The 21,824-nt window shown below is 55.3% G+C and carries 18 protein-coding genes and 1 pseudogene; 11 read left to right on the forward strand and 8 right to left on the reverse strand.

The window, feature by feature from the left end; translation table 11 throughout:
* The 5 genes from ACYJL1_RS23305 to ACYJL1_RS23325 all read right to left on the reverse strand — a co-directional run bounded on the left by ACYJL1_RS23305 (position 1) and on the right by ACYJL1_RS23325 (position 6,521).
* Positions 1 to 795 (reverse strand): ATP-binding cassette domain-containing protein, encoded by a 795-nt coding sequence (locus ACYJL1_RS23305; protein ID WP_460899482.1) that lies wholly within the window; start codon positions 793 to 795, stop codon positions 1 to 3.
* On the reverse strand, positions 792 to 2,597 hold the full coding sequence (locus ACYJL1_RS23310) for an ABC transporter permease subunit (RefSeq protein ID WP_460899483.1): 1,806 nt from the start codon (positions 2,595 to 2,597) through the stop codon (positions 792 to 794). The genes ACYJL1_RS23305 and ACYJL1_RS23310 overlap by 4 nt, the downstream gene beginning before the upstream one ends.
* Positions 2,594 to 3,541 carry an ABC transporter permease gene (locus ACYJL1_RS23315; protein WP_460899484.1) on the reverse strand — a complete coding sequence of 316 codons (948 nt, stop codon included), beginning with the start codon at positions 3,539 to 3,541 and terminating at the stop codon, positions 2,594 to 2,596. Before ACYJL1_RS23315 ends, ACYJL1_RS23310 begins: the two co-directional genes overlap by 4 nt.
* A gap of 52 nt (positions 3,542 to 3,593) precedes the next feature.
* Entirely contained in the window at positions 3,594 to 5,156 is a 1,563-nt protein-coding gene (locus ACYJL1_RS23320; protein WP_460899485.1) for an ABC transporter substrate-binding protein, read from the reverse strand.
* 213 nt (positions 5,157 to 5,369) lie between these two features.
* Entirely contained in the window at positions 5,370 to 6,521 is a 1,152-nt protein-coding gene (locus tag ACYJL1_RS23325; RefSeq protein WP_460899486.1) for an osmoprotectant NAGGN system M42 family peptidase, read from the reverse strand.
* 70 nt (positions 6,522 to 6,591) lie between these two features.
* On the opposite strand from ACYJL1_RS23325, the pseudogene ACYJL1_RS23330 reads away from it, so the two are divergent.
* The 8 genes and pseudogenes from ACYJL1_RS23330 to ACYJL1_RS23365 form a co-directional block, all read left to right on the forward strand.
* Positions 6,592 to 6,846: pseudogene (locus tag ACYJL1_RS23330) on the forward strand (HNH endonuclease); the annotation flags it as partial.
* 397 nt (positions 6,847 to 7,243) lie between these two features.
* Positions 7,244 to 7,714, forward strand: a complete 471-nt coding sequence (locus ACYJL1_RS23335) for a hypothetical protein (RefSeq protein ID WP_460899487.1) — start codon at positions 7,244 to 7,246, stop codon at positions 7,712 to 7,714.
* Between the two features lie 2 nt (positions 7,715 to 7,716).
* Positions 7,717 to 8,082 carry a hypothetical protein gene (locus tag ACYJL1_RS23340; RefSeq protein ID WP_460899488.1) on the forward strand — a complete coding sequence of 122 codons (366 nt, stop codon included), beginning with the start codon at positions 7,717 to 7,719 and terminating at the stop codon, positions 8,080 to 8,082.
* Positions 8,083 to 8,216: 134 nt separating this feature from the next.
* On the forward strand, positions 8,217 to 9,665 hold the full coding sequence (locus ACYJL1_RS23345) for a sensor histidine kinase (RefSeq protein ID WP_460899489.1): 1,449 nt from the start codon (positions 8,217 to 8,219) through the stop codon (positions 9,663 to 9,665).
* A complete protein-coding gene (locus ACYJL1_RS23350; RefSeq protein ID WP_460899490.1) occupies positions 9,662 to 10,357 on the forward strand; it encodes a response regulator transcription factor in 696 nt (231 codons plus the stop codon). Before ACYJL1_RS23345 ends, ACYJL1_RS23350 begins: the two co-directional genes overlap by 4 nt.
* Before the next feature lie 975 nt (positions 10,358 to 11,332).
* The gene (locus ACYJL1_RS23355) at positions 11,333 to 16,630 is read left to right on the forward strand and encodes an autotransporter domain-containing protein (protein WP_460899491.1); all 5,298 of its coding nucleotides are present in this window, start codon (positions 11,333 to 11,335) and stop codon (positions 16,628 to 16,630) included.
* 337 nt (positions 16,631 to 16,967) lie between these two features.
* The gene (locus ACYJL1_RS23360; RefSeq protein WP_460899492.1) at positions 16,968 to 17,222 is read left to right on the forward strand and encodes a helix-turn-helix domain-containing protein; all 255 of its coding nucleotides are present in this window, start codon (positions 16,968 to 16,970) and stop codon (positions 17,220 to 17,222) included.
* Positions 17,222 to 17,431 carry a HipA N-terminal domain-containing protein gene (locus ACYJL1_RS23365; RefSeq protein ID WP_460899493.1) on the forward strand — a complete coding sequence of 70 codons (210 nt, stop codon included), beginning with the start codon at positions 17,222 to 17,224 and terminating at the stop codon, positions 17,429 to 17,431. Before ACYJL1_RS23360 ends, ACYJL1_RS23365 begins: the two co-directional genes overlap by 1 nt.
* Positions 17,432 to 17,526: 95 nt before the next feature.
* On the opposite strand, the gene ACYJL1_RS23370 is transcribed toward ACYJL1_RS23365, so the two are convergent.
* On the reverse strand, positions 17,527 to 17,910 hold the full coding sequence (locus ACYJL1_RS23370) for a response regulator (RefSeq protein ID WP_460899494.1): 384 nt from the start codon (positions 17,908 to 17,910) through the stop codon (positions 17,527 to 17,529).
* Between the two features lie 452 nt (positions 17,911 to 18,362).
* Here ACYJL1_RS23370 and ACYJL1_RS23375 point away from each other — a divergent pair, with 452 nt between their 5' ends.
* The 3 genes from ACYJL1_RS23375 to ACYJL1_RS23385 all read left to right on the forward strand — a co-directional run bounded on the left by ACYJL1_RS23375 (position 18,363) and on the right by ACYJL1_RS23385 (position 20,653).
* A complete protein-coding gene (locus tag ACYJL1_RS23375; protein WP_460899495.1) occupies positions 18,363 to 18,698 on the forward strand; it encodes a hypothetical protein in 336 nt (111 codons plus the stop codon).
* A gap of 592 nt (positions 18,699 to 19,290) precedes the next feature.
* Positions 19,291 to 19,539: a hypothetical protein gene (locus ACYJL1_RS23380; RefSeq protein WP_460899496.1), complete on the forward strand. Its 249-nt coding sequence runs from the start codon at positions 19,291 to 19,293 to the stop codon at positions 19,537 to 19,539.
* Positions 19,540 to 19,831: 292 nt separating this feature from the next.
* Positions 19,832 to 20,653 (forward strand): DUF2189 domain-containing protein, encoded by an 822-nt coding sequence (locus ACYJL1_RS23385; protein ID WP_460899497.1) that lies wholly within the window; start codon positions 19,832 to 19,834, stop codon positions 20,651 to 20,653.
* Positions 20,654 to 20,720: 67 nt separating this feature from the next.
* On the opposite strand, the gene ACYJL1_RS23390 is transcribed toward ACYJL1_RS23385, so the two are convergent.
* Together ACYJL1_RS23390 and ACYJL1_RS23395 are read right to left on the reverse strand one after the other, a co-directional pair.
* The gene (locus ACYJL1_RS23390) at positions 20,721 to 21,080 is read right to left on the reverse strand and encodes a cytochrome C oxidase subunit IV family protein (protein WP_460899498.1); all 360 of its coding nucleotides are present in this window, start codon (positions 21,078 to 21,080) and stop codon (positions 20,721 to 20,723) included.
* Between the two features lie 10 nt (positions 21,081 to 21,090).
* Entirely contained in the window at positions 21,091 to 21,816 is a 726-nt protein-coding gene (locus ACYJL1_RS23395) for a heme-copper oxidase subunit III family protein (protein WP_460899499.1), read from the reverse strand.
* Positions 21,817 to 21,824 lie beyond the last annotated feature (8 nt).

Below are 21,824 nucleotides of genomic sequence, written 5' to 3' on the forward strand. Positions count from 1 at the left end.
TTACTCTTTCCTGATCCGGGGCGCGCTGGAGATGAGCTGGCGTGTATAGGAATGTTCGGGCTCAGCAAACAGACGCGCAGCAGGTGCAGTCTCGACGATTTCTCCGCGATACATGACCGCGACGCGATCAGAGATTGCCTCGACCACAGCCAGATCATGGCTGATAAAGAGGTAGGAGAGATTGAAGCGCTGTTTCAAATCCGCCAGCAGCAGGAGAATCTGCGCTTGGACCGAGACGTCCAGAGCGCTGACAGGCTCGTCCAGAACCAGGATTTCGGCCTCTGCCGCCAGGGCCCTGGCTATCGCGATACGCTGTGCCTGCCCTCCGGAAAACTCGTGCGGATAGCGTGAAAGCGTAGCCTCGGGCATTTGCACCGCTTCGAGCAAATCGCGTATACGCGCCAGCCTTTCCGCGCCATGATAGCCGCAAAGAAGCTTCAGCGGTGTTTCTAGTATCTGCCTGATGGTCTTGCGCGGATTGAGCGACGCAACGGGATCCTGGAAAACATACTGGATCGTCTTTCCGAAGGCGCGGGGACCGGCGCGTCGAAGCTCGGCAGCATCGCGCCCGGCGATCTCCATGCGTCCCTGCGTCGGCTGTTCGAGCCCGACCAGCATGCGCGCCAGGGTGCTTTTGCCGGAGCCGCTTTCGCCGACGACGGCAAGCGTCTCACCACGGCGCATGGCAAGGGAAACGTTCTTGACCGCCAGGACCTCATGACCCGCCTTGCCAAGAAACGAACCGCCTCCGAACCTCTTGGCAAGACCGGTGATCCGGATGGCATCGCTGCTCATATTGCCCTCCCGGCTTTGCGAGCTGCAAAAAGAGTTCTAACCCGACCAAGGAAATCCTTTCCTTCGCCCAATTCCGGTACACAGGCGATCAACTGTTTCGTATAGCTATGTTGAGGATCCGCGAGTATCAGTTTGGTGCTGCCTGTTTCGACAATCTCCCCGTCCTTCATCACGGCTACCCGGTCGCAAAGCTCGGACACAACTGCGAAATCATGCGTAATGAAGAGTATCGCCATGCCGCGGGTGCGCTGCAGTTCTCTGAGCAGTTCGAGGATATGGGCCTGCACCGTTACATCGAGCGCCGTCGTGGGTTCGTCGGCGATGATGATCTCCGGATCATTGGCAAGTGCCATGGCGATTCCGATTCTCTGCCGCTGGCCACCGGAAAATTGATGGGCGTAGTGTGCGGAACGTGCCCGGGCGTCCGTGATGCCCACTTGCTCCAGCAATTCAATTGCCTTTTCGCGAAGACCCGCTCTGCCAAGTCGCTGATGCGCGGAAATGGCCTCTTCCACCTGCCGGCCAATCGGATACATGGGGTGGAGCGTCGTCAACGGATCCTGGAAAATATAGGCGACTTTCCTGCCACGACAGGCAATCAGCTTCGTTTCCGGCAGCCCCAGCACATCCTCGCCCTGTAGATAGATAGCACCATTGCGGATGATGCCGGGAGGGGATGCAACCAGCCCCATGACGGAAAGGGCCGTAACGCTCTTGCCTGATCCGCTTTCCCCGATGAGACCGAGACATTCGCCGGGCTCCAGATGAAGCGAAACATTCTTGACGGCTGCCCCGCCTTTGTCGTTCTGGTGGAATGTGGTTTCGAGCCCCTCGATGGACAATATCGCGTTCGGAGCACCGTTCTGCGGCCTCTTCCGCGCTTTGTTGATTTGCGTAACTGGACCGGGTCGTGCAAGGGCCCCGGATTTCAAACGGGGATCGAGTATGTCGCGAATGCCATCGCCAAGCACATTGAGGCTGATGACGATCAGGAAGATCATCACGCCGGGGACGATCGAAACATGCGGCGCAGTGAAGAGCTGGGCTCGTCCCTCGCCGAGCATGGAGCCGAGATCCGCCTGCGGCGGCTGCGCGCCAAGTCCGAGGAAGCTCAGACCAGCCGTTTCCAGGATCATCCACCCGGCAGTGGTCGACATGGTTATGACGATGATCGGTAGCACATTGGGCAAGATCTCTGTCGTCAGAATGGCGAGATGCCCTTTGCCGGAAAGCCGCGCGGCATCGACAAATTCCCTGCGGGAGAGGCCGAGCGGGATACCCCGAACATTGCGTGCAAAGAAGGGTATGTTGACGACGGCGATCGCATAAAGTGCGTTCATCAATCCCGGACCGAGCGCGGCGACGATCGCCAGGGCGAGCAAAATATAGGGAAAGGCCATCAACGTATCTATGAAACGCATCATCACATTGTCGGTGCGCCCGCCCACATAGCCAGCGACGATACCGATGGTCGAACCGATTACGGCGGCAATGAGCGTAGCGGTGAAGCCAACGGCGATGGACACCCTGCCGCCCCAGACAAGCCTGCTCAATATATCACGGCCAAGCTGGTCCGTGCCAAGCATATGCCCTGCGGTCAGGACGGGTTTAAGGCGCTGCGCCGGTGCGGTTGCATCGGGTTCGGGCAAGGGCAGGACGGGCGCGAGCACGACAAGCACGCCGATGACCAGAAGGAGGAAAAACCCTGCGGCCGCCAGCCGGTTGTTCATCAACAGCTTCCAGGCGGAAACCCGGCCGACGATGGGGGCCGGTGCCGCCTGCGTGGCGAGGCCGCCACTCATGTCCTGATCCTCGGGTCGAGCATGCTCTGCAGCATGTCCGCGACGAGGTTGAAGAGCACATAGCTTGTCGCCACGACCAGAACCCCGCCCTGGACCAGCAGGATGTCACGCGTCGAGATTGCTTTGACCAGCATCGCGCCTATGCCGGGCCACTGGAATACGGTTTCTATATAAACGGCCCCACCAAGAACGAACCCTGCCTGGATGCCGATGACGGGGATAACGCTGACGAGCGCGGCCCGAAAAGCATGGCCATAGATCACCCGGCGTTCAGACAGCCCTTTCGCCCGGGCGGTACGAATATAATCCTGCCGCAGCACTTCGAGCATGGCGCCACGCGTCAGCCGCGCGATCACGCCGGCAGCAACGATGGCCAGCGTCAGGGCGGGCAGGATGAGATGGAGGAGGAGATCCTTGAGATCGCCGCCGCCATAGACGGAATACATGCCGCTCGCGGGCAGTATGCGCCATTTCACCGCAAAAAACAGGATCAGCAGCAGTCCAAGCCAGAATGACGGCATGGAGATGCCGGCAAGTACAAAAAATGTGATTACCCGGTCTACCCAACCGAACTGGCGTACGGCAGAAACAATCCCGGCAAACAATCCGATGACCGAGCAAAGCACCAGCGAAACCCCGGCGAGAATGAGCGTTGCCTGGAACCGCTCCAGTACCTCGTCGATTACTGGCCGGTTGAGCGCAAAGGACCGGCCAAAGTCACCACGCAGAACATTGCCGATCCATATGGCATATTGCTGCAGGAGTGGCTTGTCCAGGCCGAGGTCGCGATTGATGCGCTCCACATTCTCGGGCGTCGCATAGGAGCCGAGAATGGCGGTGGCGGTATCTCCGGGAATCAGCGCCATCACCAGGAACACAATGACCGACAGACCGAATATGACCGGAATGACGGCGAGAAGCCTTTTCAGCATATAGGTCAGCATGGCTCATCCCTCGCAGCCATCGAAGACCTCCCGGCACCTTGTGAACCATCAGTCACTGCTTGCTGACACCAGCAAGTTGCAACAGGAAGGAGGGTTGCAGCTTAAAGCCATGAACAGCCGCACTCGTCACCGCATTCTGCTTCCAATTGGCCACGAACAGCCAGGGCGCTTCCTCGTGCACGATCTCCTGAACTTCGGCATAGAGCTTGCCGCGTTCCGCCTGATCCGTCGAAAGCCGCGCCTTTTCCAGAAGCTCGTCCACTTTCGGGTTTGAGTAATAGCCGGAATTGAACCCGCCCTTGTCCGGCATGGCATCGCTTCTCAGCGTTAGATAGGGGAGCGTGTCCGGGTCATTGGTCATCCAAGCCATTTCGGCCATATCTGCCTTTTTCTCCAGGCCCGGATTGACGCGGCCAAGGAAAGTGTTCCACTCATAGGTCTCTATCTTCACCTTGAAGCCGACGGCCTGGAGATCGGCCTGGATGGCTGCGCCCATCGTGGTCGGATCGAGCATGCCGGACCCGCCTTCCGCAACGTAGAAGGTCAGTTGCGGGCTCTTGGCTCCCGCGTCATTCAGCAGTGCCTTCGCCTTCTCGGGATCGTAAGGATATGCCTGGACCGAACTCTTCACCCAGTTGAACGCCGGGGGAATAGGTCCGGCCGAAACGGTCGCAGTACCCTGCAACACGTCATTGACGAGCGTTTCCTTGTTTACCGCGTAATTTGCCGCCTGACGGACACGCTTGTCAGCAAAGGGGCCTTCCCTGGTGTTGAGGATCGCGAACCAGACATGGGGACCGACCTGTTCCGACACGGCAAAGTTCGCATCGGATTTGAAGGTTGCAATATTGTCCGGCGGCACCTCCATCATGACATCGATACCGCCGGCCATCATTTCGGCGACGCGCGTATTGGCATCTGTTATAGGCCGGAAGACAACCGCTTCGAGCGCAGGCGCACCACCCCAATAATCCGGATTGCGCTCAACGACGACCCGCTGGCTCGACTGCCATTCAACAAACTTGAACGGACCCGTTCCGGACGGATGGCGGCCAAACTCCTTGCCATATTGTTTGACGGCAGCGGGCGAAACGATCAACCCTGTTGGGTAGGCGAGATTGGAAAGGAAGGGCGCAAATGGCTCCTTCAGCTTGAACTCTACCGTATGCTCGTCAAGAGCATTGACAGATTCGATGGAGGAGAAGTTGAAGGAAAGCGGAAACGGACCCGTATTGTAAAAGGGATGGTCTTCCTTGAGCATGCGCTCGAAATTGAACGTAACCGCTTCGGCGTTGAAAAGCGATCCATCGTGAAATTTCACGCCCTGCCGCAGTTTGAACGTGTAGGTCTTGCCATCTTCGGAAGTCGTCCAGCTTTCCGCAAGCGCCGGTTCCACTTCCAGCGTCTGGTCCTTGTAGCGCACCAGGCCGTCATAGACATTCACCAGGATTCTAAAGTCGTTGGTTGCCGTCACGGTGTGCGGATCGAGCGACTGCGGCTCGGCGATCTGCCCCACGACGAGAACATTGGGCGGCGTCTGCGCCCAGGCGGGAGATGCAGCCAGTGCGATGACCAGTCCGGCCGTTGCCATCACCTTCCGAATTAGCCTCTTCATGGGAAGTATCCTTTCGATTTGGCTCAATCTATACAACCTGCAATTTATACGGATAAATGTGTCGTTGGCAATAATTTATCATAATAAAATATCAGCAAAACATTGAGTTTGAACGTACCGCGCCGGCCGCAAGAGAAAGCTCACGGGGCAGTTACTCATGATAAGACTATGGAATTTCAACAAGATAGCTGATTCTCTCCGGTGAGAGTCTCATCAGGATCGGCTGGGTTTGAGGTCCTGCTCGGCTTCGGATACGGTTTGACGTGTGAAACCCTTGAGACCAACTGCGGTTTCCTCCGCATCCCGTTCGATCTGAACCTCGCTGGCCGCATAATGCACGACGAGTTTGGCCAGGGAAATCAGGGCATTCAGATGGATGCGTTCGTGACCATGCGAGGCATCCACACCAAAGGCAAGCAAAGCGGTGCGCACATCGTGGCCGGCTTCGACCGCCGAAGCTGCATCCGAGCGGTAATAGCGGAAAACATCTTTCTGCACCCTTATGCCATGCTCACCGCACAGTTCGAAAAGTTTCTTGCTCAAATGATAATCGAATGGGCCGGTCTGATCGGCCATGGCAAGGGTCACGCCGAATTCATTTGAATTCTGTCCCGGTGCGGTCGTGCCATTGTCAATGGCCACGAGCGAGGCAATATCCGGCACAAGCGCCGCCGAGGCTCCGACGCCAACCTCCTCGCCAATGGTGAAAAGCCAATAGGTGTCAACCGGCGTTGACAGATTGTCTCTTTGCAGAGCCTCGAGTGCCGCAAGCATGACCGCCACGCCGGCCTTGTCGTCCAGATGGCGCGATACGATGAAGCCATTTTCCAGAAATTCCGGCGCCGGATCAACGGCAATGATATCACCCACATCGATACCAAGCTGCGTGAGATCATCCTTGTTACGCGCCAATGCATCGACACGCAGCTCGACGAAGGGCCACCCGGTTGGCTGTGAATCCACCTCGTCGTTGAAGGTGTGGCCGGAGGCCTTCAACGGAAGAATGGTGCCACGATAGATGCCCTTGGTGGAAAAGATCGAGGCCCGCGCGCCCTCAGCGAAACGCGCCGACCAATGGCCGATCGAAACGAGTTCCAGCCTGCCGTTTTCCTTGAGCAGCTTGACCTGCGCGCCGAGCGTGTCGAGATGGGAGACGATACCTCGGGCGGGCCTTCTTCCCTCGCCGGGCCTGCGCGCGCGAATGGCACCGCGCCGCGTCAGAACGACCTCCAGACCCAGCCTTTGCAATTCGCGGGCGGTAAAGCGGACGGCTTCGTCGGTGAAACCCGTGGGGCTTGGTATCGCCAGCAACGATTTCAGTTGCGTGACAAGATAGTCCGGATTGATGGTGATTGCGGTTGACATGAGTCATTTGTCGCAATGTGCAAGGCTGACGTCAACCGTCTGGAGCGTCACGAATTCGCGTTGTGTCCGGCGGCTCATCAATGGTGGTGGTCGAGCCGAAGTGGATGCTGCACACATTCGGCAGGTTGCGGCAAACGGACCTGACATTATCACCAATGGGATTGCACTTTCGGGAACGGCTCACTGGATGTTTGACAGAGGTCCTATAAACTTTTCAGACGGCTTTGACATTCTTGTCTCCAGACAGGTCAATGATCCCGATAGCATTCGAGGTTTGATCAACAAAACCGGCAGAGCGATCGTACCCTTGCGGGCAGTAGAGTGACCACAGCCTTATTTCCCCGGCTTGCATCGCGGGAATCGCTTCATGCATTGGTATGTGGAATCTGCAGCTCGAATCCAATCAAGGCGACGCGTTTAGGAACTGATGTTGTGCCAGGTACGCATTATGCACCTTCCAGCATTGCGGCCGAGCGTATCGCAAAGATTCGTTGCCAGTTTCAGCGGATCGAAATGAAGAATCTATCTTCCTCAATCGTCACTTTAATTTGCAATCCCTCAGTAACCGGCAGTAATAGAATTGGTAAGAATTGGTAAGTAAAGAAAGTAATTCAATTGTTGACACTCTCTGCTGTTATAAACAATATTATGTATGTAAATATAAATAATATTTACATGGTGCATAGAATTATCTTTAGAGAATATTCCTGAAGGAGGACTTTATGCCTGGGCCCATTACTATAAATTTCATGAACTGGTCGCTGATAGATTACAAACTTGACGACTCGTACACTCACTATGACCACGAGGTTGGCGTCAGTACAATCTCCCAAATGCCAACTGATACCCTAAATGGTCAAGGTGGCGGCACCACCATGTCAATGGATGAAAATGCAATCGCAAATGTCACCAGCGGCTTGTGCTCGATCGCCTGCGGCTGGTGGGATGAGGCGAACAATCAAAGGTGGGGCGTGAAGATCTTCATGCCCGCCCAGATCATTCATATGGGCCCGCGTCCATATTATGAAATCGCATATGGCACCTCAACAGAGCCAAATTGGGTCCAGCCAGTTGACGATCCCGCATATCCTTTCAGCTTCCCGATTGCTCCCAAATTAACCGTCTCGTGCACACCGATGTCCCAGCACACTTCGCTGGTGGTCGATGTGAATGTTAGTTTCGCGGAGAATTAAACATGGAAACGATGGCAATCGGGCAGATGATAGTCGGCGGTGCCCAAAGGGCGTATTACGCTTTTAATACCGGTGCGCCGCCTGCGTATCGATTTCGTGTGGTTGGCGATACAATTGAAGAGCAGCTTGCAACGCTCCAGGAGTTGTCCACCGCAATGATGGTCGAAGCGCAGTCGATCGCAGGTTCAATGGAGAGATTTATCGAGCTTGGCAATCTTACTAGCGAAGAAGCATTTGACTCGCTGTATTCAACGACGGGAAGGTTGCTCTTCAATACGGAAGAAATTTTTACGGTTGAAGGAACTGTATATACATTCCTCGATGAATGCCTTGAAATTGTAGGTGAGGCACTTATCGCTGCATTGTAATGCAGCATTCTATGGAATTCTGATCAATTCTTGCGGAGCTGGCCCCACACTTGCTTCGCCGAGCAACTCCTGCAAAGTTCAACAATCGATATGGCGGGAGGTACGGTAGGGGAACTCCGTACGAATACTCAGGAATGCTTGATCTCAAGACCGTTCTGGTTGTCACATTTGCAACCGCAAGCCTGCAGGCCGTTATCTGGTTCTTTGTTTGGCTGGCGTGGCGCCATCTTTACGAACTGAAGTTTCTTGCAGCCGGTTTCATCGCTATTGCGGCCGGAGTGCTGCTTATACTCCTGCGCGGTGAACAGCCAGCGTCCTGGGCGATCGTGCTCCACAACACGATTATCAAGCTGGGCCTTGTGCTTCTGGCCGAGGGGCTTGCGCGCTTTCTGGGGCAGCCACGCTATACCTGGATTGGTATTTCTCTGCTGATCTTCCAGATTGTGGCCTGGAGCGCCGCTGTCGCAGTTGATCCGGGCAACCTCGCCATCCGCATTCATACTTCGACTATCTTTACAGTGGTGATCATGTCAGTGATGTGCTTTGGGCTCATGCGGGACCGGACGCAACGCCCACTCCTGCGCTGGATCACGATCGGTATGCTTGCCGAGTATATGGCGGCCAGCATTATCCAGAGTGTTATCGAGGTCCGGCTGCCGTCCGATTTCCAAAGCGCCCCGGTTTTGGCTGACCGCAACGCTTGGTATTTGCTGCAAGGCACACTGTTCCTGATCGCATTTTTCGCGTGCCTGCTCTTCATGGTCAGCTCACGTTTGTCCGCAGATCTGCGCGAGAAAAACAGCGCCTTGTTGCGGGAGGTGCAGGAACGGCGGCAGCTTGAAGGCCAGTTGAACGCAAGTCTGGAGGCCGAGCGTGCTCTTCGAGACGAGCAGGCAGACTTCATGCGTATCGTCAGTCATGAGTTCCGTACCCCACTTGCCATTATCCGCAATGCGGTCGATATGATCGATCTTGTCGGTAACAGGTCACCTGAAGAGACGAAGGAGCGGATCGTCGGTATCGGTGAGGCGCTGGCTCGCCTGTTTTCCCTTATCGACCGTTTCATGGCCAACGATCGTGACAGCGGCTTCCGACCTGATCTGATACGTGTCGGTTCGTTGATCGCGGATGTACGGCTGCATTTCGAGATGACCGGTCGTGGCGAGCGTTTGGTCTTTACGACCGATGACGATGGACTTTCGCTTCTCGCCGATCCCGAAATGCTGGCGACAGTCCTAATCAACCTTATTGATAATGCGCTCAAATACTCTCTGGATAACCAACGGGTCAATATCGATGTACGCAAGGACGGTCGAGATGTGAGTATTCGGATCCGCGACCAGGGTATCGGTATTCCGCCAGCCGAGCTTCACAAGATCGGCCGGCGTTTTTTTCGGGCCTCCAATACAATGGCCGGAACCGGAACCGGGCTCGGTCTCTACTCTTCACACAAACTGCTCATCTATCATGGTGGCAAACTGCAATTCCTCGTCAACGACGAGCACGGCATGACGGCAATCGTGAAACTACCTCTGTCGAGCGAAGCGGCAGATCAAACTTCGCTGGAGGAATTAATGGCATGACATATATTCTCATTGTTGAGGACGAGCCACGGCTACGCAAGGATCTGGCTGATTTCCTGGAGCTGGCTGGCTTTACTGCCAAAGCAGTCGCGACGGCAGGGGAATTGCGCCAGGCACTTGCAAGCGGAAATTTACCCGCCGTCATCATCCTTGATGTCGGGTTGCCCGATGGAAATGGATTCGAACTGGCAACCGAAATCCGAAAGTTGCATGGCTGTAACATCATCATGCTGACGGCGCTCGGCGACAGTGACGATCGTATCCGGGGTTTTGAGAGCGGCGCGGACATCTACCTGGTCAAGCACAGCACATTGCGTGAGATTGAAGCCGCAATTCGCAGCCTGCTGCGACGGTCGGGAGCTCTTCCGAACTCTGCCAATGGTAAGAGTGATCAGTGGGCGCTGGACGGCACGAACTGGATGCTGATCGCGCCCAATCATCGCTCGCTCAAACTAACTGCAACAGAGTTCGCCTTCATGAGCGTGTTGTGCAACCGTTTTGGCGAGATCTGCCTGCGTGAGGATTTGTTGGGAGTCCTGGCCCGCCCCAGGTCGAGCTTCGACAACAGACATCTCGACGCCGTCGTTAGCCGGCTACGCCGAAAGCTGGAGGAGCACACCAACTTGCCAGCTCCGATCAAGGTTGTCTATGGTGTTGGCTACACCTTCACCGCTTCTGCTATAGTACAATAACGGGCTGTTCAATGGCTGCGTGGCTTTCTCGGTTGCCATTCTGTACAGGCGTGATTTTTGATTGATGCAATGTGCTCTACTCGCTGCCCAGACGATGACGAAGAAGAACGCCGACCGTGTGACTTCCAGGTAATCTGCTTAGTGTCCATGCACTGTGACTGTTGTTGGCACTTCCTATCACCATCGTCACTGTTTCCAACTGAACTAATTCGAAGTCCAGACCGCGTATGGCAAGCACCATCTTTTCGTGCTGGGTCAAACTGCGCGAAAAAGCCGGCAGAGGGAAGGTGGTTGAAGATAATACCGCTCGATTTATACCGAGATTATCGTCATTACCCGCCTAAAGATGTATCGCTATGGGTGGAAAAGTAAAAATGAAAGAATTTGTAAGAATTGGTAATAAAATACAATAATTCAAATGTTGACATGCAGAATTTTCTTAATAATCATAAGAAGTTAGGTAATATTATTCATCACCTAAAGAATCTATTCCTATACGATGGATGTTTCTGAGAGGGGTGTGTGTCTGGCCCGATTACATTGAACTTGAGGAACTGGTTGATGATAAATTACAAACTTGACGACTTCTTAACTCGCGCCAAGCGAAGGCAGGCGTCAGTTCAATCTCTCAAATACCTACCGGTACGCTGAGCGGGAATTGAAGAATTGGCTTATTCCTCATGCAGCGTATGAATACTCTTAATGGCATACAGAGCTATTGGGCTTTCTTCTCGATATCGGATCGATACTGATCATGGGTGAACCCAATATTGCCATTGCATGTACCAATACTTCTGATTTTACTGGCTATGGTTGTGGCAATACTGCTTTCGGTTGCATTAAATCAGTTGCACATGCTCTGGCATACTGCATATCAAGGGCATGGGGTCTTACTGTTCATTCGGGGAAGTTTATGAAAAGCGGCCAGTTTGATAGCGCACTATGGCGCTGTCGTGGTTGTAGGGGGAATTGAGAATGGCGGGACGATTGGGGCGTGCGCATCGCGATATGGGCGGAATTCTAGGTTCTTATCCCGGCACACTGAAAGGTATTCTTGACGCTACGACTGCGCTGTCTGCGATTGATACTGACAAACATTCTGCTTTTCGGCCAGGAAACGCCTTTGCCTCCACCCTGGCAACAGGCTCTGTTCTCGCTCTCTTGCTCGTTTCCGGTTCTGCATTTGCGGGGGGCGGTGACGGTGGTGGCTCCTCTGGCGGAGCGGGCGGCGGCATTGATGCCAGTCATGTGGGGCAACCGGGACAGGATGGCCAAGGCTCGGCGGCTGGCGGCGGCGGTGGTGGGCCGGGAGCAAATGGTGGCGATGGCAGCTACGGATTCGGATCGGGAAGTGCCGGGGTGGGCGGCAACGCTGGAACTGTAGCGGGCGCCAATGGGAGCGCGGGCGGCGATGTGACCGATGCTACTTTTGCCGGTGGCGGCGGTGGTGGCGGGGGTGCACATGGATATGTAGGTGCAACGATCCCGACGGGTACGTTCATCGGCGGAGATGGTGGCAGAGGCGGAAGCGCAACAGGAACCGGTGTTGTCAATACAGGCGGCGATGGTGGAGGCGGTGGGGCTGGCGGCTACGGTGCAGTTGTAACCGGCGGCGGAACGGGCAATGTATTGGCAGGTGACAGCCTGAACGGAGGACAGGGCGGAACGGGCGGTGATGCGAGATATCAAGCCGGCGATGGCGGCGATGGTGGGGCCGGATTAGCCTATCAAGGCTCGTCCCTGACTGTCGAGGGGAACCTCAATGGCGGGGTGGGAGGGGCTTCAGGAAACACCACCAGCCGCGCCAATGGTGGCGATGGCGGCATCGGCTTAATCCTCGATGCCGGGAACCTGGTTCAGGCGGGCCATATCAGCGGCGGCACTGGCGGTATCGGTATCCGCAGCAATGGTCCGGGTGGCACGGGCATCCATGCCATCAGGAATAGTGTAACCATCATCAATTCCGGTTCGGTTTCGGGAGGTATGAGCGGCGACACAACCAGCCGTGCCAATGCAATCGGGTTCGCTGGGGGTGCGAACCGGCTGGAACTGCGCAATGGTTCGGAGATCACCGGCAATGTTGACGCTACCGCCGGAACTGACGACACATTTGCCCTCGGAGGTGGCGTGACAACTGTCTTCGACGTTTCTGCGATTGGCGACAGCGCGCAATATCGCGGCTTTGAGACATTCGAAAAGACGGGGGCGAGCACCTGGGAACTGACCGGGACGACAACTGCGCTCACGTCCTGGACAATCAAGGAGGGAACGCTGAACATCTTTTCCGACGCAACACTCGGAGACAGTGCCGGCGTGGTCGATTTGGCCGGGGGCACCCTGCAGGCCGGCGCTTCCTTTTCGTCGGCTCATGGACTTCGGGTCGGCAGCCCGGCCTCGAATAACATCGACACCAATGGCTTCGATCTGACTCTCAGTGGAGTGGTTGCCGATGGTGCGAACAACAGCAGCGGTAACTTCCTCAACAAGTTAGGTGCCGGCACATTGACCTTGAGCGGCGCCAATACATATTCCAACCGCACCGTTATCAATTCGGGAACGCTTGCTCTCAGCGGGGCTGGGACGATCGGTGCAGGCAATGTCATTATCGACGCAGGGACAGTGTTCGACATTTCCCAGGTTGATGCGAGTACACGTGTTATCCAGCTTAGCGGCACCGCCAGCAGCACTATCAACCTCGGTTCCAAAACGCTTGTGCTTGGCTTCGGTAACTCCTTCAGCGATTGGAGCGGTACCATTACGGACGGCGGCATTGGCGGTGGCAGTGGCGGCGGCGTCATCATCGCGGCACCCGGCGGTGCTGTCAGGTATTTCAACCCACAGAATTACACCGGTGGCACCACTATTGCGAGCGGGACCCTTGAACTTGTAGGCGCCGGAACGCTCGTTCCCGCAGGCGCAATGACAGTGAATGCCGGCGCGGTTTTCAACATTGGTGGCCTTGCACCAGCGGGAACGACCATTGGTGACCTTACCGGTGCGGGAGCGGTGGCGCTGGGTAGCAAGTCGCTTACATTCGGCACAGCCAGCGATGGTACGTTTGCCGGAAACTTCGCCGGCACGGGATCTCTCGTCAAGCAGGGCAGTGGCACGCAGACGCTCAGCGGCAACAGTACCTACACAGGGGGCACAACAGTATCGAATGGCACGCTCAAGATCGAAGGTTCGCTTGGTAATACAGCAACGAGTGTAGCCAGCGGTGCGACGCTCGGTGGCTCAGGCTCAATCGCCAGCGGCGTGATCATCGCCGATGGCGGCGTGATCGCACCCGGTTCCAGCGCTGGCACGATAGCGCTTGGCTCGCTCCAGCTTGGCGGCAGTTCATTCCTCGATTATGAGCTTGGCCAGGCCAACATTGTGGGTGGTGGCACTAATGATTTGATTGAAATCACCGGTGACCTTACTCTTGACGGCCTGCTGAATGTCACCGACATCGGTGGCTTTGGCGCGGGGGTATACCGCCTGATGAATTACGGTGGTGCCCTCATCGACCGTGGACTGACGCTCGGTGGGTTGCCAATGGGCGTCAGCGCTTCCGACCTTTTCGTCCAGACGAACATAGACGGTCAGGTCAACCTGATCAGCAGTGCCGGTGCAGTTCCGAATTTTTGGGACGGGAGCAATATGGCCATGCATGACAACGGTGTGAATGACGGCGGCGATGGTGTGTGGAATGCGGCCGACCGCAGCTGGGCGAATATTGATGGTACCCTCAATGGATCCTGGAATCAGAATTTCGCGATCTTCGGTGGCGTGGCAGGCACGGTGCGAGTGGACAACACGGCCGGCGATGTCTTCTTCACCGGCATGCAGTTCATGACAGATGGCTATGAGATCGGCGGCGGCACGCTTACGACAAATACGGCAGATACGATCATCCGCACCGATGCGGGCGTCCGGGCTACGATTTCAGCGGCAATCGCGGGAAGTGGCGGGCTGGTGAAACATGATTCAGGAACGTTGATCCTGTCCGGCACCAACAGCTATACGGGTGGGACGGCAATCAATGGGGGCACTCTCTCGGTCTCATCCGATGCCAAACTTGGTAACGCGGCCGGTGGTCTGGCCCTTGATGGCGGGACGATACAAAACACGTCTGCATTCCAGACAGGAAGAGCCGTCACCCTCGGGACGGGGGGAGGAACCTTCCAGACCAACGAGGATCTTGCTGTGAGCGGGCCAATTTCCGGTACCGGCAGTCTCACCAAGACGGGAAGCGCCACGCTGACGCTCACAGGCGCCAACAGCTATACGGGAAATACCTTGGTTGAAACTGGCACGCTTATTGGCAATGTCAGCTCGATCCGTGGCAATATCGGTAGTGATGGAACCGTTATATTCAGCCAAGCCGACAATGCCGCCTTTGCTGGGAATATAGGCGGATCGGGCAATATGGTGAAGGATGGCAACGGCACATTACTGCTTGGCGGGCACAGCTCGCTGGACTGGAAGATCGAGAAAGGCCATCTGAGCAGCGCGGCCGAGCGGTTTGGTGGCAATGTCTCGATCGACGCGGGCAGCGGCCTCATCTTCGATCAGGGCGTCAATGCCACCTATGCGGGCATCGTCTCAGGCTCAGGTAATTTGGTCAAGAACGGTACAGCCGGACTGGTGCTCTCCGGCGACTCTACAGCTTTTACCGGCACGACAACCCTCGCCTCCGGTGTCCTTGCCGTGAACGGTACACTCAACGGTACCCTTGATGTGCTGGCCAACGGACGTCTTCAGGGTACGGGAACGGTCGGCACGACGATCCTCTCCGGTACTATTGCGCCGGGCAATTCGATCGGCACACTCACAGTTACTGGCGATTATACGCAGCTCGCCGGTTCCAGTTATGAGGTGGAAATCGATCCAACCGGGAAGTCGGACCTGATCGATGTTAACGGCGCAGCAAAAATCGAAGGAGGCACGCTCTTCGCCCTGAAGGCGCCGGGAGGGTATGATGCGGGAACACGCTATACTGTTCTGACCGCTGCCGAGGTGACCGGCACCTATGACGCGCTCGACCAGAATGCGCCCTTTGTCAACCTGACGCTCACCTATGATGCCGCTGCTGTCTATCTGGACGTTACGCGCAACGCTGCCTCTTTCTGTGATGTTGCAGCGACCGGCAACCAGTGTGCAACCGGTAACGGCGCAGAAAGCTTGGGGCCCAATAACCCAGTTTATCATACTATTGCCGGCCTGCCGGACGGGGAGCGCGCGCGCGCTGCCTTTGATCAGCTCTCCGGCGAGATTCATGCTTCCGTAAAGGGTGCTATGCTGGAGGACAGCCGCTTCCCGCGCGAGGCAGCCACGGCACGCATCCGCGCTGCCTTTGAGGGTCCCGCGTCCCAGTCGCTACCGGTTTTTGTATATCGCCCCGAAGGAGAGGCAACGGCGGGAGAAGGCAAAGATGCACGTGCTTTTGCTCTTGCTCCGAGCAATGTGGATCGTTTTGCCCTGTGGGCTCATGGCTTCGGCTCATGGGGTGAAATCGACGGAGATAGCAATGCAGCTTCTCTCGGCCACGATACCGGTGGGTTTCTTATCGGTGCCGATGCGCCGATCGGCAATTGGCGTATTGGTGCCCTTGCAGGCTATAGTCACTCGTCCTTTGACGTCGACGAGCGCGTTTCGTCTGGATCCAGTGACAATTATCATCTCGGCATTTATGGCGGCACCCAATGGGGCGCTTTGGGTCTCAGAACTGGTGCTGCCTACACCTGGCACAGGATTGAAACCGACCGATCTGTCTCCCTCACGGGTTTTGCCGACCGATCGCTCGCCGATTATGACGCCGGCACCACACAGATCTTCGGCGAACTCGGTTGCAAGATCGAACAGGGCAGTTTCGATTTCGAGCCGATCGCAAGCCTTGCCTATGTGAACCTGAATACCGACAGCTTCACGGAAAAGGGTGGTGCCGCGGCGCTGACAAGCCAAAGTTCCGACATCGACGCGACATTTACGACGATCGGTTTGCGTACCTCGACCAGCTTCACGATAGCAACGATGAACGCTTCGGCGCGTGGAATGCTGGGTTGGCGTCATGCTTTCGGCGAAACGACACCATTTTCTGCAAACGCTTTTGCTGGCGGTGAAACTTTTGTAATCGACGGTATGCCGATCGCCAAGGATGCGGCCATTCTGGAGGCTGGTATTGATCTTGCCGTTTCGCTCAACGCCAAGCTTGGTGTGTCCTATTCAGGTCAGGTTGCAAACAACGCCAGAGAGCATGGTTTCAAGGCCGATCTTACGATGAATTTCTGAAAAGGCTGCACTGCGTCACTGAAACAGTGAGACGGTACGTTGCAGCACGGGGGCAGTCTTCGACCATTTTCAAGATCGCAGCAATCAGATCTGGCTTTCGCTCACTTGCGGCGGAGATGACTTTCGGTACTCAACCACGGGCATAGGCGGCCACATCGGCATTCGTTTCTGCAATTCGACCCCCACGGTGTGCAAGCTCATGCTCGTCGAGACGCTCAGTATTAGCCTTCGCGTATAACAGTTTTTCAAACGCTTTCGCGTATATCGCTATTTTAATCGCCTTCGCGTATACTGAATTTCTATACGTTGCCGCGTATACTGTTGATCAGAGGCCACCATGAACGAACAGATCGCCCGCACAGAACAACAACTTGGCGCCATCCTGCGCCGTGCCCGCAAACAGATGCACTTGAGCCAAGGCGCGCTTGGCGAACAAATCCATATGCGGCAGGGCACGGTTTCGCGCCTTGAAGCCGGGAAGCCGGCCGTCCAGCTGCACACCCTGATGGAAGCCCTTTCAGCCCTCAATCTGGAACTGGTCGTTCGATCACGCAGCCTGGGCAGCGCCGCCGACATTGAGGACTTGTTCTGATGGCAAGAAGGCGGGCGCACGTACCTCTCAACGTTTTTCTGAACAGCCGTCATGTCGGTGTGCTGCGTCGCGAGGCCACAGGTGCAATCGACTTCCGGTACGGACCCGGCTGGCTGGATTGGCACGGCACATTCCCGGTGTCACTCTGCACACCTTTCACTGGAAGGATGGATCCGACTGAGCCAACGCTTCACAGCCGGACGCCATAGAACATACTTTGTTGCGGTATCTGACCAAATGTTGAGGGATAGAAAGTGCGCGTGGCGCATTTCGTATCGGACGTTGAACGCCCTCTATCGAAACGTCATTCACATCCGGTTTCCAGCTTGGCAACGGCCCGAAGAAGCCCCTGTTCTCCATAGGGCTTGGAGAGCATAACCGCTGAATCAATTTCCGAGATACCAGGTACAGTGACGTGAGCCGTGGCGAAGATCACTCCAATACGGGGGTTGATCCTACGGGCTATCTGGGCAAGCTCGATTCCTGACATGTCGGGCAGCGAAACATCTGCAATGAGGATGTCAACCGGAATAATATCGAGGTAGGCGGCTGCATCGGTGACGGTCATGGCCTCCGTCACAGTGTGGCCATTCATGCGAAGAACCTCCGCCACATCTGATAAAGTCACAGGCTCATCCTCGCAGACAAGTATAGAGGACCGGAATGCTTGAGGGATTTGATCGGGCATGTCAGGATCCTGTCACGGCGTTATTAAGTAAATCGATCACCACTTCATCAGCGCATTGGTCAGCGGGCAAATGATTGGGCGTAAATGGAACGAACAAGTTGAACACCCTGAAACAGGTTGAATTAATCGAAAAGAATATCGGCGCCCGTGAACAACTGAGTCTAATGAAAATAGGGCAAGAGCACGGTGACGTTTCAATATAAATGGTTGTGCGTCAAAGCCAACTGCGAATGAACCACAAACGTAGACGTCCGGATGGAAGCGCTGCAAGACGGAGAGCCGCATCGGCCAAAGCATTTTCGGCCCAGCAGCGCCGGTATTGAAAGCGGCTTTTGCATCCAGATCCCGCTACAATTTCGGGCCGCCTTGCTTGAACTCGCACAGGACATGTTGCTCTTGTTCAGCTGTTGACGCCAGCCGCGCGCTCTGCAAATTTGTCCCAGGGGGAAATCATGGCCACGGACTGGATATCAACGCTGCAGGAGCAGGCGGAATTCGTTACTCAGATCGCCGAAGACGTGAACCAAACCTTGGCGTTACCGGCGCTAACATCGATTCAAGCTTCTCGCCTCTACCACGTGGTTGAGCAAGGTGCACAGACCTTTGATCGCATCATCGACGAAATGGAAGAGCACAATCTTGACGATGATCTCACTGACGCGGCCGAAACCATCGCCGATATGTGGACGAATCTTTCCGTGACGACTGCAAACAAGCTTCGGGTCATGCAAGGTCTGGCCCCAATCGAATTTCCTCCTGGCGAAGACGAGCGAAAGATGACCGAATAACCCTCGGGTCTGACGCAACCGTCCTCTCAGTGCGGCAGCTTACCAGGTGTAAGGCCAAGGCTGCGGCCGTCGTGGGCGTGGGCGTTCAAGCTGCAGTCATATCTCCGGTCTTGCGTGCGCATGTCATGACGCTGGGTCCTGAAGTTTCCGCTTGATCCGGTCTCTCTCATTGACGCGCATTTTATTGCGTAAAACAACACCACGGGCTTTCCGGTTCGTGCGGTCCATAGTCACTTTGCCAACTGCTTTGTCTGGAGGCAAATGCTTTTGAAAGGCCATAATCTGGACAACTTGGATTAATCGGGTAACCGAAACATTCGTTGGCTCCGGTTTTTGCGCCAACGTTTTAAATCGACTCCAGCACGACTTCATGGTGAACTCATCCTGTTGGTCACAACAGATCGGGAGGGTTCAATGGATAGGCGATTATTTCTGACCGGGGCGCTTGGTATCGCAGCGTCAGCCGCCCTTGCAGGCATGGGTCGGCCAAACGCTGCGCTGGCCGCTGTTCCAAACGCCAGGGACGATATCCTTGATGAATTGGGCGCGCCAGCTACAGATGTCTTTGAGGATGGTGACCCGCAAACAATGTTTGAATCGGTTCAATACCGCCGCCGCCGCCATCGCCGGCGCGTCTGGAGAAGGGTCTGCCACCGGTATTGGCGGCACGGCCGGAGGCGCGTCCGCTGCTATCGTAGACGTGTTTGGGTCTGGAGCAGGTTTTAGAAACCAGACAAGCTTAGCCCCCGTTAAGCACTGGGGCTGGTCGATCAAGATGAAGCTTTATGATGCTGGGCCATTATTCGAAGTCTGGCGCATGAATACAATGGTGACGCCATGAGACTGACCTCATTTGCACATAAAGCTTGATTGAATATTATTGAGCTCGCTGCGATCCTCCGCACACTATAAGTCTATCCCATCGGCACATGATTCACATTGACTGACGAATGCATATTTCCTTCAGGCTTAAGTAGTCTTGGACACAGTGATCTATGATGAAAGGAAGATTTCTGGCAATGTGCCAATAAACGGCGTATGATTTTCCCGTGCAGGTATAGGCCCCATGGTCCAGTTCATTTGCATGGCGCCACTGGTGCCTTCCCGCTCTAACGAGATTGGGAGATTTCTTCATGACGCAATTTCATGTGATAGCTGGCGCAAGCGAGACGAACGTCTATCCTGACGTGCGTCGAATAAGTGTGGCAGACGTCTTCGCTTCGTTTCGCGAAGGGCTCGCTGATTTTTGGGAAAAACCTTCCCATTATGTTTTTCTTTGCCTGATCTACCCGATTAGCGGATTGGTTCTCATACGGTGGACCTCAGGAGCCAACTTACTTCCATTGCTTTTCCCGTTGATGTCTGGCTTTGCCTTGATCGGACCTTTTGCGGCCCTTGGTCTCTACGAGATCAGCAGGCGGCGCGAGCTTCATCTCGACACATCATGGTGGCATGCTTTGGAGGTGAGGCGGTCCCCGGCGATACCATCAATAATTGCAATGGGTGTTCTGCTCCTTGTACTCTTTATTGCATGGATCCTCGCAGCACAGGCATTATATGTAAGTCTCTTCGGCCCGGAAGAACCGGAGTCGGTCAGCGCATTTTTCCATCAGGTTTTTGAAACGCCTGAAGGCATGCGGCTGATCCTGTTTGGCAACGCAATCGGGTTTGTCTTTGCGGTCGTAGTTCTTTGCACAAGTGTAATCGCCTTTCCGCTTCTGCTGGACCGCGACGTTGGTGCACTATCGGCGATAGTAACGTCGGTAAAGGCGGTATTGGTCAATCCCGTTCAGATGGCCCTGTGGGGTATAATTGTCTCCGCACTTCTTTTAGTCGGCTTCCTGACCCTCTTCGTTGGACTTGCAATCTTCATACCGGTCCTGGGACATGCGACCTGGCATCTTTATCGCAAGGTCGTGGTCTCACCACCCATCGCAAAAGTTGAGATGCGGTAAAAAAGCAGTCTCGTAAATGGGCTGGTCAGAATGACAAGAACGCGGCACCAGGTGCCGCGTTCTTTATCTAGGGGGTGGGACCGAAGAACGTCAAACGGCTCCAAAGCACGTAATGCGATTCCGAGACCATCATGGCAACAAAGACCAGTACCAGCAGGGGCGGAAGCAGTACGGCATAGACAAGAGCCAGACGCTCCCACACCATGTGCATGAAAATTGCAACAATGAGTCCAGCTTTCAGGGCCATGAAAAGCAGGATCAGGGACCATCTCAGGTAGCCGTGAATACCGATATAGTCGATCATATAGGAGCAGATGCTCAAGATAAAAAGGAACCCCCATACCACGAGATAGAGCTTGATCGGATGCTCCTGATGTGTCTCGTTTTGCATTGCTGGTCCTGTTGTATTGACTGAAGGCTGTGTCATTGCGTTGACCTCACCACAGATAGAAAAAAGCAAAGATAAACACCCAGACCAGATCAACGAAATGCCAGTAGAGTCCGGTGATTTCGACGATCTCATAATGGCCTTTCCTGCTGGTGAAAAAGCCGCGTTTTTCAGTGTCGAAATCTCCGCGCCAGACCTTGCGGGCGATGATAACGAGAAAGATGACGCCGATGGTAACGTGGGTTCCGTGAAATCCCGTAATCATGAAAAAGGTCGATCCGAACTGTGCTGCACCCCAGGGATTATCCCAAGGGCGCACTCCCTCCGTAATGAGTTTGGTCCATTCGAAAGCCTGCATTCCAACAAATATAATCCCGCACAGCGCTGTCATTAGCAGCAGGATCGCCGTTTTACGCCGATCGCGCCGGTAGCCATAATTGACGGCCATCGCCATTGTCCCGCTGCTGCTGATAAGCACAAAGGTCATGATGGCAATCAGAATGAGCGGAATTTCCTGCCCGCCGATGTTCAAAGCAAAGACTTCGCTGGAGTTGGGCCAGGGAACGATTGTAGACATACGTGCTGACATATAGGCAAGCAGAAAGCAGCCGAAGACGAAGATGTCGCTCAGTAAAAATATCCACATCATGGCCTTGCCCCAGGAAACGTTCTTGAACGTTCTCTGGTCCGAAGCCCAGTCAGAAGCAAAGCCGCGCATGCCACTTGGCATTGGAAGGGGTGCTTCAGTTTCACTCTTCTGTATGGCTTGAGACATGATGGATC

The organism is Phyllobacterium sp. K27 (genome assembly GCF_054796155.1).